At 72.0% G+C, this 13,880-nt stretch carries 12 protein-coding genes and 1 riboswitch; of the genes, 10 read left to right on the top strand and 2 right to left on the bottom strand.

Annotated elements, in window-relative coordinates; genetic code table 11:
- Positions 1 to 114 precede the first annotated feature (114 nt).
- Complete coding sequence (locus ACGFXC_RS18230) at positions 115 to 2,484, bottom strand: chitinase C-terminal domain-containing protein (RefSeq protein WP_393713908.1); 2,370 nt, start codon at positions 2,482 to 2,484, stop codon at positions 115 to 117.
- 311 nt (positions 2,485 to 2,795) lie between these two features.
- Positions 2,796 to 2,925: riboswitch (FMN riboswitch) on the top strand.
- Positions 2,926 to 3,077: 152 nt separating this feature from the next.
- On the opposite strand from ACGFXC_RS18230, the gene ribD reads away from it, so the two are divergent.
- The 10 genes from ribD to ACGFXC_RS18180 all read left to right on the top strand — a co-directional run bounded on the left by ribD (position 3,078) and on the right by ACGFXC_RS18180 (position 11,725).
- A complete protein-coding gene (gene ribD, locus ACGFXC_RS18225) occupies positions 3,078 to 4,217 on the top strand; it encodes a bifunctional diaminohydroxyphosphoribosylaminopyrimidine deaminase/5-amino-6-(5-phosphoribosylamino)uracil reductase RibD (RefSeq protein ID WP_393713906.1) in 1,140 nt (379 codons plus the stop codon).
- Complete coding sequence (locus ACGFXC_RS18220) at positions 4,218 to 4,859, top strand: riboflavin synthase (protein ID WP_393713904.1); 642 nt, start codon at positions 4,218 to 4,220, stop codon at positions 4,857 to 4,859.
- The gene (locus ACGFXC_RS18215; RefSeq protein WP_393713902.1) at positions 4,856 to 5,509 is read left to right on the top strand and encodes a nicotinamide riboside transporter PnuC; all 654 of its coding nucleotides are present in this window, start codon (positions 4,856 to 4,858) and stop codon (positions 5,507 to 5,509) included. The genes ACGFXC_RS18220 and ACGFXC_RS18215 overlap by 4 nt, the downstream gene beginning before the upstream one ends.
- Positions 5,506 to 6,807: a bifunctional 3,4-dihydroxy-2-butanone-4-phosphate synthase/GTP cyclohydrolase II gene (locus ACGFXC_RS18210; protein WP_393713901.1), complete on the top strand. Its 1,302-nt coding sequence runs from the start codon at positions 5,506 to 5,508 to the stop codon at positions 6,805 to 6,807. Before ACGFXC_RS18215 ends, ACGFXC_RS18210 begins: the two co-directional genes overlap by 4 nt.
- 61 nt (positions 6,808 to 6,868) lie before the next feature.
- The gene (gene ribH / locus ACGFXC_RS18205) at positions 6,869 to 7,354 is read left to right on the top strand and encodes a 6,7-dimethyl-8-ribityllumazine synthase (RefSeq protein WP_007262951.1); all 486 of its coding nucleotides are present in this window, start codon (positions 6,869 to 6,871) and stop codon (positions 7,352 to 7,354) included.
- A 35-nt stretch (positions 7,355 to 7,389) separates the two neighbouring features.
- Positions 7,390 to 7,671 carry a phosphoribosyl-ATP diphosphatase gene (locus ACGFXC_RS18200; protein WP_008743111.1) on the top strand — a complete coding sequence of 94 codons (282 nt, stop codon included), beginning with the start codon at positions 7,390 to 7,392 and terminating at the stop codon, positions 7,669 to 7,671.
- 75 nt (positions 7,672 to 7,746) lie between these two features.
- Complete coding sequence (gene hisG / locus ACGFXC_RS18195; RefSeq protein WP_393713899.1) at positions 7,747 to 8,595, top strand: ATP phosphoribosyltransferase; 849 nt, start codon at positions 7,747 to 7,749, stop codon at positions 8,593 to 8,595.
- A gap of 54 nt (positions 8,596 to 8,649) precedes the next feature.
- A complete protein-coding gene (locus tag ACGFXC_RS18190; RefSeq protein WP_393713897.1) occupies positions 8,650 to 9,114 on the top strand; it encodes a PH domain-containing protein in 465 nt (154 codons plus the stop codon).
- 200 nt (positions 9,115 to 9,314) lie between these two features.
- Positions 9,315 to 10,676: a hemolysin family protein gene (locus tag ACGFXC_RS18185; RefSeq protein WP_393713895.1), complete on the top strand. Its 1,362-nt coding sequence runs from the start codon at positions 9,315 to 9,317 to the stop codon at positions 10,674 to 10,676.
- Complete coding sequence (locus ACGFXC_RS18180; protein ID WP_393713893.1) at positions 10,673 to 11,725, top strand: hemolysin family protein; 1,053 nt, start codon at positions 10,673 to 10,675, stop codon at positions 11,723 to 11,725. Before ACGFXC_RS18185 ends, ACGFXC_RS18180 begins: the two co-directional genes overlap by 4 nt.
- A 35-nt stretch (positions 11,726 to 11,760) precedes the next feature.
- On the opposite strand, the gene ACGFXC_RS18175 is transcribed toward ACGFXC_RS18180, so the two are convergent.
- Positions 11,761 to 13,722 (bottom strand): AAA family ATPase, encoded by a 1,962-nt coding sequence (locus tag ACGFXC_RS18175; RefSeq protein WP_393713891.1) that lies wholly within the window; start codon positions 13,720 to 13,722, stop codon positions 11,761 to 11,763.
- Between the last annotated feature and the right edge of the window lie 158 nt (positions 13,723 to 13,880).

Below are 13,880 nucleotides of genomic sequence, written 5' to 3'. Positions count from 1 at the left end.
CGCGGGGCCGTCCCCGCCGGGCCTGCGGACGGGCCGGCCGCCGTCCGGACGTGCGAGGACCCGGTGGCCGCCGGGCCACCGGGTCCTCACGTTCCGCAGGGGAGGGGGCCGGGATCAGCAGGCTCCCTGGTCCTTCCAGACCCCCCAGTCACCGGTGGTGCCGGGCTCCTCGTTCTGCGTCCACCACTGGGCCTTCCAGGTGTGGCCCTTGTGGGAGACGAGCGTCCCGCTGGTGGAGACCGAGCCCGCCACGTACGCCGGGGCGGTGCACGTACCGCCCGGAGGCGTGGTCGGGGGCGTGGTCGGCGGCGTCGTCGGGGGAGTGGTGGGCGGCGTCGTCGGCGGAGTGGTGGGCGGGGTGGTGGTGCCCGGCTCCGTCAGCGTCGTGCCGCGCGCCAGGTCCCCGGCGAGGGCGTAGGTGGTGCCGGAGATGTTCACCGTCCAGTTGGAGGGCGTGGACACCGGCAGGTAGTAGTTGAACGCCAGGTCGACCGAGGCGCCCGGAGCCAGCGTCTGCCAGGCCGGGAGCTTCAGGGAGACCCGCTGGAAGTCGCCCTTCAGGCCGCCGACGTTGGCTCCGCTGTGACCGGTGCTGATCACCTTCGTGCCGAAGCCGGACTGGTCGGAGGCGTTGGCCGGGGCCGAGGTCCCGTAGTCGAACTGGAACTCCGTGCCGCCGGGCAGCGTGGTCTTCGTGTTGTTGGTGATCTTCAGCTTGGGCGTGATCGGGTAGTTGGAGTCGCCCAGCTTGAACTCGGTGAACTCCGTCTTGATGTCGACGGCCTGGGCGGGCATCGCCGCGCCCGCCTTCTTCGCGCCGTACGGGGCGGCGGCCTTGAACTTGTCGTACATCAGGGAGGTGAGCGTGTCGCCCATCTCGTACTGGCCCTTGGCCGCGTTGTAGGAGTAGTCGCCCGCGAGCTCCCACACCATCGTGCCGCCGATGCCCTTGTTCACCACGTAGTCGGCCTTGGCGGCGACGGACTGCTCGTCCTCCGTCGACAGGAAGACCTTCTTCTGCGCGTTCCACAGCCACGGCGCCACCAGGGTGGAGTCGTACTTGCGGGCGTAGGTGCCGGTCAGCGTGGTGTTCGCGGGGAAGCCGTACTTCGTGACGTAGTCGCCGACGACGCCCTTCTCCAGGTTCTTCGCGTGCCACATCGGGTTGGAGCCCGCCGGGGACTCGGCCCCGTTGGTGTCCAGGTCGTGCCAGAGGTTGTCGATGCCGACCGCGCCGTCACCGCACTTGGTCAGGCCCGCGCCCGCCGGGCAGGTGGTGGCCGGGGCCTTGCCCCACAGGCCGTCCGTGCCGCCCTGCACGTTCTTGAAGCCGCGGGTGTAGTACGGCAGGCCGATGTTGATCCGGCCCGACGGCATCGAACCGCGGAAGTAGTGGTAGGCCCAGTCGGTGTTCAGATAGCCGGTGCCGCCGTACTGGGAAGTGGAGTAGACGCTCGCGGCGGCCAGTTCGCCGTCCTTGCCGTCGTCGAAGAGCGAGGCGTTGGGGCCGACGAACTCGTTCCAGGCGCCGTGCAGGTCGTAGGACATGATGTTGACGTAGTCCAGGTACTGCTGCATCTGGAAGGTCTCCATGCCCCGCAGCAGGTAGCCGGAGGAGGGGGCGGCGACGGAGAGCAGGTAGTGCTTGCCGTCCGTGGCGCCCGCGCGGTCGAGCTTCTCGCGCAGCGACTTCATGAGGGCCGCGTAACCCTTGACGAGACCGGCCCGGCGGGCGTTGGACAGCTGCCAGTCCAGCGGGTTGCCCGAGTCCTTCATGGTGGTCGGGTACTCGTAGTCGATGTCGACGCCGTTGAAGCCGTACTTGCGGATGAACTCCACCGAGGAGTCCGCGAAGGTGTCGATGCCGGCCTGGTTGACCGACCCGTCGGCGTTGGTGGCCATGGAGTAGAAGCCGCCGGACGCGACGCGGTTGCCGTCGTCGCCGAAGTAGCCGCCGGTCTCCGCCCAGCCGCCCACCGAGATCAGCGTCTTGACGTTCGGGTACTGCTTCTTGAATTTGTTCAGCAGGTTGAAGTGGCCCTTGTACGGCAGGGCCGGGTCCATCTCCGCGCCGGCGACGCCGGGCCAGGTCATCCCGGTGGCGGCGTTGTTCGCGTTGTCCGCGCCGACCGAGATCTTGTTGTCGCCGCCGACGTGCGCGAAGGCGTAGTTGAGGTGGGTGACCTTGGACCACGGGACGTTGTTGGCGAGGTAGGCCGGAGTGCCGTCCTTGCCGGTGCGCCAGCCGGTGAAGTAGCCGATGACGCGGCGCTGGTGGTCCGCGCCCATCTTCTCGCGGCCTTCGGAGTCGTAGACCGAGCAGTACGGGACGTCCACGCCCGCGGTCTTGTACAGACCGTCGGGGCGACAGCTCTCGTTGTCGGCGGCGTGGGACACGCCCGCCGAGAGCCCGCCGACCAGCAGTCCGGCGATGGCGGCGCCGGATGCGAGGAGCAGCGCTCTCGTACGAGTGGGGGACGGCATTGTGCCTCCTGGGGAGGGGAGGATGGCAGGACACGACGTGCGGTGACGAGCAGGAACGTGGCGCTGGTCGGCCTGTGACGTGCGCACGTCGGCAGGCCGGGAACCCCGGGGAAGATGAAGGGAACGTTAAGAGGACTAGACCAACCCGTCAATAGGTCTGGACCAAAGCGAGGTTGGCGCGTTCCCGGCACCGGCGCGGCGCGGGTGGCGCGAGAGCGACCCTCGAGAACGGCTTGTTTGTGACCCAGGCCACAGCGCTTCACTCGCATGGCCGTCGGCGCCCCGTGGCACACTGGCCGTAGTACCAGTAGCAGCGCACTCCGGGGTCGGTGTAATTCCGAACCGGCGGTATAGTCCGCGACCCGTCCGCATCCAGCGGCCGGTTGACCAGGTGAAATTCCTGGACCGACGGTTAAAGTCCGGATGGGAGGCAGTGCGCGGCGGGCCAGTCACCGGTACGCCGCCGTCGGCGGTCCATCGGCGTATCCCCAGCGGATACGTGTCGGACGGACCGTTCTTCCGGCTTCGGCGTCCCCGCGTGTGCTCACCCGCTTCATCTGTCGTATCCCGACAGGCCCCGGAGTCCGTGCCCGATGAGGCAGGAGGACCCGGTGGCGACAGACGCCGACGTGAACGCGGAGCCCGGCACCGACGTGCGGGCCATGCGGCGAGCCGTCGTACTCGCGGCGCGCGGACTCGGCTCCACCAGTCCCAACCCGGTCGTCGGGTGCGTCATCACCGATGCCTCGGGCACCGTCGTCGGCGAAGGCTGGCACGAGCGGGCCGGCGGCCCGCACGCCGAGGTCCACGCCCTGCGCCGGGCCGGCGCGGCGGCCCGCGGCGGCACCGCGTACGTCACCCTCGAACCCTGCGACCACACAGGCCGCACCGGCCCCTGCACCCGCGCCCTCCTGGAGGCCGGAGTCAGCCGGGTGCGCTACGCCGTGTCCGACCCCGACCCGCAGGCCGCCGGGGGCGGCGCCACGCTCCGCGCGGCCGGGGTCGACGCCGAGGGCGGCCTCCTCGCCGAGGAGGCCGCGGCGGGCAACGCCGCCTGGCTGACCTCCGTACGGCTCGGCCGCCCGCACGTCACCTGGAAGTACGCCGCCACCCTCGACGGGCGCACCGCCGCCGCCGACGGCAGCAGCCGCTGGATCACCTCCGCCGAGTCCCGGGCCGACGTCCACCGGCTGCGCGCCGCGTGCGACGCCGTCCTCGTCGGCGGTGGCACCCTGCGGGCGGACGACCCGCACCTGGCCGTCCGCGGCGTCGAGGGCGCGACGCAGCCCCTGCGGATCGCCCTGGACACCCGCGCGGAGCTGCGGCCCACCGCCCGCATCCTCGACGCCGCCGCCCCCACCCTGCTCGTCGTGGGGCAGGACGCCGACACCGGCCACCTCCCCGGCATCGAGCTGCTCCGCCTGCCCCTGCGCGACGGCCGCATCGCCGTCGACGACCTGCTGGAGCGGCTCCACGCCCGCGGCCTGCGCTCCCTCTTCCTCGAAGGCGGCCCCACCCTGGCGGGCGCCTTCCTCCGGGCCGGAGCCGTCGACCGGGTCGTCGGCTATCTGGCCCCGGCCCTCCTCGGAGCGGGACCCGCCGCCGTCGCGGGCGCGGGCATCGAGAACATCTCCGACGCGCTGCGCCTCGACATCACCGAGGCGGTCCGCATCGGCCCCGACCTCCGCATCACCGCAGTCCCCACCGTCCACACGCCCCTCAAGGAGCACTGAGTGTTCACCGGAATCGTCGAAGAACTGGGCGAGGTCACCGCCGTCGAGCAGCTCGCGGACGCCTCCCGCTTCCGCCTGCGCGGCCCCGTCGTGACCGAGGACGCCAAGCACGGCGACTCGATCGCCGTCAACGGCGTCTGCCTGACCGTCGTGGAGACCGCCGATGGCGAGTTCACCGCCGACGTGATGCAGGAGACCCTGAACCGCTCCAGCCTCGGCGCGCTCACCGCGGGCTCCCGCGTCAACCTGGAGCGGCCCATGGCCCTCGGTGGACGCCTCGGCGGCCACCTCGTCCAGGGGCACGTGGACGGCACCGGCGAGATCCTCTCCCGGACGCCCTCCGAGCACTGGGAGATCGTCCGGGTCGCGCTCCCGGAGAACCTCTCAAGGTACGTCGTAGAAAAGGGCTCTATCACTGTGGACGGTGTCAGCCTCACGGTGGTGGAGGCCGCTGCCGGCCACTTCAGCATCAGCCTCATCCCCACCACCCTGGCGCTGACCACCCTGGGCATCAAGCAGCCCGGCGACCCGGTCAACCTGGAGGTCGACGTCCTCGCGAAGTACGTCGAGCGCCTCCTCGCGGCCGGAGTCGACCCCCTGGCCGCCGCCACCCCCGACGACCCGAAGGAGACGGACCGGTGAGTGCCCTGACCTGGCTCAACTCCGAGGCCTTCAGCGCCTTCGGCCAGAAGATCATCTGGTCGGACGCGATCGGCAACACCATGGGCCTCGCCGCCCTCGCACTCGGCTGGCGGCGCTCCATATGGACCTGGCCGACCCAGTTCCTCTCCGGCGCCATCCTCTTCGTCGCGTTCGCCGCGGGACACCTCTCCGGCAACGCCGGCAAGCAGGTCGTCGTCATGGTGGTCGCCCTGTGGGGCTGGACGATGTGGAGCCGCGGCAAGCGGCAGGCCCAGGACGCCTCGCTGGCCGTACGCTTCGCCACCTGGCGCGAGCGCGCCCTGCTGCTGGGCGCCGCCGCCGTAGGCACCCTGGCCGTCGCCGGACTGTTCACCCTCTACCCGTGGATGTCCTGGAACCCGCTGCCCGACGCCTACATCTTCGTCGGCACCGTCGTCGCCATGTACGCCCAGGCCAAGGGCCTGGTCGAGTTCTGGTTCGCCTGGCTGCTCGTCGACGCGGTCGGCGTCCCGCTGGCTTTCACCAGCGGCTACGCCTTCTCCGCCTTCGTGTACGTGATCTACGGGGCCCTCGTCCTCTGGGGCGCCCACGACTGGTACCAGCGCTCGCGCACCAACCCCGCCCCGGCCCTCGAAGGAGCAACGGCATGACCCCCCTCAAGCCCGTGCCGGACGTCCCCGCATCCGCTCCGCAGGAGTCCTTCCGCCTCGATCCCGTCGAGCAGGCCGTCCGCGACATCGCCGCCGGGCGTCCCGTGGTCGTCGTCGACGACGAGGACCGCGAGAACGAGGGCGACCTCGTCATCGCCGCCGAGATGGCCACCCCCGAGATCATCGCCTTCATGATGAGCGAGTGCCGCGGCCTGATCTGCGCCCCCATGGAGGGCCCGGAGCTGGAGCGCCTGGAGCTCCCGCAGATGGTCCAGCACAACACCGAGTCGATGCAGACCGCCTTCACCGTCTCCGTCGACGCCTCCGGCGCCCACGGCGTCACCACCGGCATCTCCGCCTCCGACCGGGCCACCACCCTGCGCCTGCTGGCGAGCGGCAGCTGCGGCCCGGCGGACTTCGTCCGCCCCGGCCACATCTTCCCGCTGCGCGCCAAGCCCGGCGGCGTCCTGGTCCGCAACGGCCACACCGAGGCCGCCGTCGACCTCGCCCGCCTCGCGGGCCTGCGCCCGGCCGGCGCCATCGTGGAGATCGCGGGTGAGGACGGCGTCATGCTGCGCCTGCCCGAGCTGATCCCCTTCGCCCGCAAGCACGGACTGACGATCATCTCCATCGAGGACCTGATCGCCTACCGCCGCTCCGCCGAGCCGACCGTGCGCCGCGAGGCCGAGGTCAGCCTGCCGACCGCCGCCGGCGAGTTCACCGCGTACGGGTTCCGCTCCACCGCCGACGGCGTCGAGCACGTCGCCCTCGTCCACGGCGAGATCGGCGACGGCGAGGGCGTCCTGGTCCGGATGCACTCCGAATGCCTGACCGGCGACATCTTCCAGTCCCAGCGCTGCGACTGCGGCCCCCAGCTCCAGGCGGCCATGGAGCGCATCCAGGCCGAGGGCCGCGGCGTGGTCGTCTACCTGCGCGGCCACGAGGGCCGCGGCATCGGACTCCTGTCCAAGCTGCGCGCCTACGAACTCCAGGAGCGCGGCCGCGACACGCTGGACGCGAACCTGGAACTCGGCCTGCCCGCCGACGCCCGCGACTACGGGGCCGGCGCCCAGATCCTCGCCGACCTCGGCGTCCGCAGCGTCCGGCTGCTGACCAACAACCCCGACAAGTCCGCCGCGCTCGTCCGCCACGGCATCGCCGTCAGCGGCCGCGAGCAGATGCCCATCGAGGCGGGCGAGCACAACCTGCGCTACCTGCGCACCAAGCGGGACCGGATGGGCCACGACCTGCCCTGGCTGGAGGCGGCCGTGCCCGCCTCCGCCTGCGGCAACCAGTGACACCCGCACACCACGACACACCCACCACGACACATCCCACGAACAACCGAGGAGCAGAGCTGTGAGCGGCAAGGGCGCACCCGAACTGAGCGTGAAGAACTGCGGAGACCTCCGGGTGGCCGTGATCGCGGCCCAGTGGCACGAGAAGGTCATGGACGGACTGGTCGACGGCGCCCTGCGGGCCCTGCACGAGCTGGGCATCGACGAGCCCACCCTGCTCCGCGTCCCCGGCAGCTTCGAGCTGCCGGTCGTGGCGAAGGTACTCGCCGGTCGCGGTTACGATGCCATCGTCGCCCTCGGCGTTGTCATCCGGGGCGGCACCCCGCACTTCGACTACGTCTGCCAGGGCGTCACCCAGGGCCTGGTACAGGTGTCGATCGACACCGGAGTCCCCGTCGGCTTCGGCGTACTGACCTGCGACAACGACGAGCAGGCGCTGGACCGCGCCGGGCTCGAGGGGTCGAACGAGGACAAGGGGCACGAAGCGGTCACCGCCGCCGTCTCCACGGCCATGACCCTGCGGACCGTCAGCGAACCCTGGCGCTGAGCGGCGGCGCGGGACCCCTTATTCTGAGGACCATCATGGCGAACGAACCCTCCAAGAGTTTCGAAGAGCTCTTCACCGAGCTCCAGCTCAAGGCCGCCAACGGCGACCCCAGCACCTCGCGCACCGCCGAGCTCGTCGGCAAGGGCGTCCATGCCATCGGCAAGAAGATCGTCGAGGAGGCCGCCGAGGTCTGGATGGCCGCCGAGCACGAGGGCAAGGAAGCCGCCGCCGAGGAGATCTCCCAGCTGCTCTACCACGTTCAGGTGATGATGGTGGCGCGCGGGATCTCCCTCGACGACGTCTACGCGCACCTCTAGGCCGGAGCCCTCCACGGCGGGCCCCGCGCCCCGCTCCCGCACCCCCTTTCGCACCTACGCACCAAAGGAAGCCCCATGCTGCGCATCGCCGTCCCCAACAAGGGCTCACTCTCCGGAGCGGCGTCGGCGATGCTCCATGAGGCCGGCTACCGCCAGCGCAAGGAGTCCAAGGAACTCGTCACGGTCGACCCCGAGAACGAGGTCGAGTTCTTCTACCTCCGCCCGAAGGACATCGCGATCTACGTCGCCTCGGGCAAGCTGGACATCGGCATCACCGGCCGTGACCTGCTGCTGGACTCCGGTGCCAACGCCGAGGAGATCCTGCCGCTGAACTTCGGCCGGTCCACCTTCCGCTACGCCACCAAGCCCGGCACGGCGAAGGGCCCCGAGGACTTCGCCGGCATGACGATCGCCACCTCCTACGAGGGCATCGTCGGCAAGCACCTGGCCGAGATCGGCATCGACGCCTCCATCGTCCACCTGGACGGCGCCGTCGAGACCGCCATCGAGCTGGGCGTCGCGCAGATCATCGCCGACGTCGTGGAGACCGGCACCAGCCTGCGCAACGCCGGACTGGAGGTCATCGGCGAGCCGATCCTCAAGTCCGAGGCGACCGTCATCCGCCGCACCGGCGCCGGCGTCGACGACCCGAAGGTGGGGCAGTTCCTGCGCCGCCTCCAGGGCGTCCTCGTGGCCCGCAGCTACGTGATGATGGACTACGACTGCCGCGCCGAGCACCTGGAGCGGGCCGTCGCCCTCACCCCCGGCCTGGAGTCGCCGACGATCTCCCCGCTCCACAACGAGGGCTGGGTCGCGGTCCGCGCCATGGTCCCCGCCAAGGAAGCCCAGCGGATCATGGACGACCTGTACGAGCTCGGCGCGCGCGCGATCCTCACCACCTCGATCCACGCCTGCCGTCTCTGACCCGTACGCAGTCCCCGGCCCCGTACGCCCCCTCCAGAAGGCATCACCAGCACCATGAGCGAGTCCGCCGCCCCCACCGCCCCGCCCGCCCTGCCGGTCACCTTCCGGCCGACCCGCACCCGGGCGGTGCTGCTGGGCGTCGGGCTCGCCATGTTCGCCACCATCACGGCCATCGCCCTGCTGCTGGAGAACCTCGGCCCCGGCGAGCGCGTCAGCTTCGTCTTCACGGCCGCCCTGATGGCCTCCGTCCTCGTCCTGCTCAGCCGCCCCAAGGTGGTCGCGGACGAGAGCGGGGTCACCGTCGTCAACCTGACCACCACCCGCCGGCTGGAATGGGCGCAGATCCTGCGCGTCAACCTGCGCCCCGGCGACCCGTGGGTGTTCCTGGACCTGAGCGACGGCACCAGCCTGCCCGCCCTCGGCATCCAGCCCGGCATCGCCCGGGCCCAGGCGATCGGCGACGCCCGCGCCCTGCGCTCCCTCGCGGAGACCAGGGGAACCGGCGCAACCGACCACTGAGCCGGACCGCTCTCGTCGCTGCGTCCCATTGCGGCGGCGATCCCAATGACTACCCTGGTGGCGGGGCGCGAACGCGCGCCCTCCCACACGCCCCGGGACCCCGTGGCCCGTGGGCACCATCGACCAGAGGAGTGACTCCCTCCAGCAATGGACGGATCGTCCGGTAGTACACGCGCCGCCCTCCCTCCGGAGGCGGCGGCATGACCATCCCGCTACTCCTGCTCCTGGCGGCCTTCGCCCTGATCCTCGCCAACGGTTTCTTCGTGGCGGCCGAGTTCGGCCTCGTCACGGTGGAGAGACCCGAGGCCGAACGCGCCGCCGCCGAAGGCGACCGCCGTGCCCGCACGGTCGTCGAAGCCCTGCGGGAGCTGTCCTTCCAGCTCTCCGGCACCCAGCTCGGCATCACCATCACCTCGCTCGTCGTCGGCATGCTCGCCGAACCGGCCCTCGCCGCACTCCTGTCGGGGCCCCTGGCCGCGACCGGCCTGCCCCGCGGAGCCGTCTCCGGTGCCGCCGTCCTCATCGGGATGCTGCTCGCCGCGGCCGTCCAGATGGTCGTCGGAGAGCTCGTCCCGAAGAACTGGGCGGTCTCCCGGCCGCTCCAGGTGGCCCGGTTCGTCGCCGGACCGCAGCAGGTCTTCTCCCGGGCCTTCCGGCCCGTCATCGCCGCCCTCAACGCCATCGCGAACCGCCTCGTACGGGCGCTCGGCGTCGAGCCGGCCGAGGAGATGGCCTCCGCCCGCACCCCCGGCGAGCTGGTCTCCCTGGTCCGTCATTCGGCCCAGGCCGGCGCCCTCGAACAGGACACCGCCGACCTCTTCGTACGGACCCTCTCGCTGGGAGAGCTCACCGCCCAGCACGTCATGACCCCCCGCGTGAAGGTCAGCGCCCTCCAGCACACGGCCACCGCGGCCGACGTGCTGAACCTGACCCGCGCCACCGGTCTGTCCCGCTTCCCCGTCTACCGCGACCGCATCGACGAGATCACCGGCGTGGTCCACCTCAAGGATGCCCTCGCGGTGCCCGAGGACGCCCGCGGCCGCACCACCGTCGGCCGGATCTGCGTCGCCCCGCTCCTGGTGCCCGGCTCCCTGCCGGTACAGCCCCTGCTGGAACGGCTGCGCAGCGAACAGCCCATGGCCGTGGTCGTCGACGAGTACGGCGGCACCGCCGGAGTGGTCACCCTGGAGGACATCGTGGAGGAACTCGTCGGCGAGGTCCGCGACGAGCACGACCTCGCCGAGGACGCCGGCCCCGAACTCGCCGCCGTACCCGCCGAGGACGGCCGCCCCTCCTGGGAGGCCGACGGCAGCTGCCGCGTCCACACCCTGCGCCGGATAGGCCTGGAGGTGCCCGAGGGCCCCTACGAGACCGTCGCCGGTCTCGTCGCCGACCTGCTCGGACGCATCCCCGCCCCCGGGGACCGCGCCGAGCTCCCCGGCTGGAAGCTGTCCGTCCGCCAGGTCGGCCGCTACCGTGCCGAACGCGTACGGCTGGTGCGCACCACCCCGCTGGGAGCCGTCCCGGCCCCGGCCGAGCTCGCCCCGGCGGGTGGCCGGTGAACGCCCTCCAGCTCGTCTTCGCACTGCTCCTCGTCCTGGCCAACGGCTTCTTCGTCGGAGCCGAGTTCGCGCTCGTCTCCGTACGCCGCAGCCAGATCGAACCCCTCGCCGCGGACTCGGCGCGGGCCCGCCAGGTCCTGCACGGACTGGAGAACCTGCCGCGCATGATGGCGGCCGCCCAGTTCGGCATCACCCTGTGCTCGCTCACCCTCGGCGCGGTCGCCGAGCCCACCGTGGCACGTCTCCTGGAGCCCCTCTTCGAGGCCGCCCACCTGCCGGAGGGCCTGGTGCACCCCCTCGGGTACGCCGTCGCCCTGGCCGCCGTGGTCTTCCTGCACCTGGTGATCGGCGAGATGGTCCCGAAGAACCTCGCCATGGCCGCCCCCGAGCGGACCGCGCTGTGGTTCAGTCCCGGACTGGTCGCCTTCGCCCGCGTGTGCGGACCGGTGACCAGCGCGCTGGGCGCCTGCGCCGCGCTCGTCCTGCGGCTCTTCAAGGTCGAGCCCAAGGACGAGGTCGAGGCCGTCTACACCAGCGCCCAGCTCGGCCGCCTGGTCGATGACTCCCGGCAGGCCGGGCTCCTCGAACCGGTCGAGCAGGAACGCCTGGAGGACGCCCTCGGACTGGGCAGCCGCCCGGTCACCGACGTCCTGTTGGCCCGCGAAGGGCTCGTGACCGTCGGCCCGGCCGTCACCCCGCGCCAGATCGAACAGCTGACGGTGCGCACCGGCTACTCCCGGTTCCCCGTCCGCTCCGACACCGGCGCCTTCATGGGCTACCTCCACGTCAAGGACGTCCTCGACCTGGAGGAGCGGGAGCGGGCGGTCCCGCAGCGGGTCTGGCGCAGGATGACCACCCTGTGCTCCACCCTCCCGCTGGACGACGCCCTCACGGTCATGCGCCGCGACGCCACCCACCTGGCCCAGGTCGCCGACCCGGCCGGGAAGGTGCTCGGCCTGGTGGCGCTGGAGGACGTCCTGGAGATGCTCGTCGGCGAGGTCCGCGACCCCGCCCACCGCACCCACCGGGCGTACGTGCGCAGCGCCTAGCCCGCGCGGCGCGCCCCGGGCGGCCCGAACCCCCGCTACAGCGGCGGGGGTTCGGGCCGTCCCGGGTCGGCGGGGCCGCGCCCCGACAGGACCTCCCCGTACGCCTGCATCAGATCGGCCAGCCGCAGCGTCGCCAGGTCGTCCCGCGAGGGATCACCGGCGAACCCGGCCAGCCGCAGGTCGCGGTAGGCGCAGCTCTTCTCGTACAGGGTGCGCAGGAAGCGGCCGTTGCCGAGCTCGTCGATCCAGCCCTGCTCCACCACGTGCCCGCTGATGCTGCGCAGCTCCTCCAGGGCCTCCTCGTCCCACCGGTCGCCGTTCGCGTCGGCCAGCACCCCGCCGATCGCGGTCAGCTCCGGCGGCCGGTAGCTCGGGAAGTCCACCCGGGTGGTGAACCGCGAGGACAGCCCCGGGTTCGCGGCCAGCAGCCGGTCCATCCCCGCCGGATACCCCGCCAGGATCACCACCAGGTGGTCCCGGTTGTCCTCGGCCCGCTTGAGCAGCACCTGGAGGGCCTCGTCGCCGTACGCGTCGCCTTTGCTGTAACCGGAGTTGGACAGGCTGTACGCCTCGTCCACGAACAGCACCCCGCCGATCGCGGAGTCGATCAGCTCGTTCGCCTTGACGGCGGTCTGGCCCAGGAACTCGCCGACCAGATCCGCCCGTTGCGCCTCCACCAGGTGGTCGCCGCCGAGCAGCCCGAGCGCGTAGAACACCCGCCCCAGGATCCGCGCCACCGTCGTCTTGCCCGTGCCCGAGGGCCCCGAGAAGACGAAGTGCCGTTTCGGCGGCTGGACCGGCAGCCCCTGGGCCGCCCGCAGCCGCGCCATGTGCAGCTGCGCAGACAGGGCCTTCACCTGCCGCTTCACCGGCTCCAGGCCCACCATCCGCTCCAGCTCCGCGAGCGCCTCGGCGAGCGCCCGGGGATCGGCCGGACCGGCGGGCAGGCCCGTCGGCGCGCCCTGCGGCGGCACCGTCACCTTGTGCCGGCGCACGCCCTCCACCCGGCCCGGACCCCCCGGAGACGGCCCGAACCGCTGCTCCGGCGGCTCCCCGGGCGTCGGCGGATCCGGGTCCACCTGCCCGTCCGCCGCGATGTCCTGCGCCGGCCCGCCGCCCCCGCCGAGGGCCACCGCCGCGTAGTCCCCGCCGACGGGGGACAGCCCGTGCCCGGCGAAGCCCTCGGCGGTGTGCCCGCCGTACCCGGCGTACCCGGCCATGTCGTCGGGGTCGCTGCTGTCCGCGATGGCCGTCAGCCGGGCCGCGGTGTCCATGAACGCCGGGTCCACCCGGTGCACCGCCCGGTACAGCGGCAGCGCCGCCGCGCTGCGCCCCGTTCCCTCGTGCGCCCGGGCGAGCCAGTACCGCAGCTCCTTGCGCTGCGGCTGCTCGCTGCGGCACCGCATCAGCGCCGCGGACAGCATCGGTTCCGCCTGCCCGTACATCTCCAGCCGGACCCGGGCCATGCCGCCGAAGAGGCCCGCCTCGATCCCCAGCAGCGGATCGTCCACGAGCGGTTCGGTGTGCCGTACGAGCTGCTCCCAGTCCTTGACCAGGTAGGCCCGGCAGGCGTGCAGGAAGCGCACCTGCGGATCGGTGTCCACCGGTGGCAGGGCGGCGAGCGCCTGGTCCAGCTCGGGCACGTGCCGGCCGTCCAGCCAGTGCGAGGCGTGCGCGAGCAGCAGGTCCCGTCGGCTCTCCAGCACCGGCTGCACCCACCAGCCCAGCCAGTACCAGGAGTTCAGGGTCCGCCGGTGCCGGGCGCGCTGCTCGCCGAAGCGGTCGCGGTGGGCGTACATGCGCAATAACGCGTTGGTGGTGTCCACCCGCAGCGCGTGCAGGCCCAGCCAGGCGTCGGCCATGGCGGGATCGAGCCCGACGGCGGAGCGGAACTCCTCCTCCGCCTGCGGGTACGCGCCCATCGTGCAGGCGTCGACACCGCGCAGCCAGGCGAGTTCGGCCGGGGCGTGAGCGCTGCCCGGCATGCCGAAGTCCATCACATCCCCCACAAGCCGGCCCCGTGGTGCGCGGCAACCCCCGCGCCGAGCACACGAGTTGTCCACCCCGCCGATGAAATCACCGATGAAATCAGGGCTGCATCGTACCTGCGGTGACGCACCTTACCCAGGGTGCGGCCGGCACGGATCGGGGGCGG

Source organism: Streptomyces sp. NPDC048507 (assembly GCF_043199995.1).
GTDB lineage: Bacteria > Actinomycetota > Actinomycetes > Streptomycetales > Streptomycetaceae > Streptomyces.
Note: the sequence above shows the minus strand (reverse complement) of the source record. Positions and strands in the feature narration are given on the sequence as shown.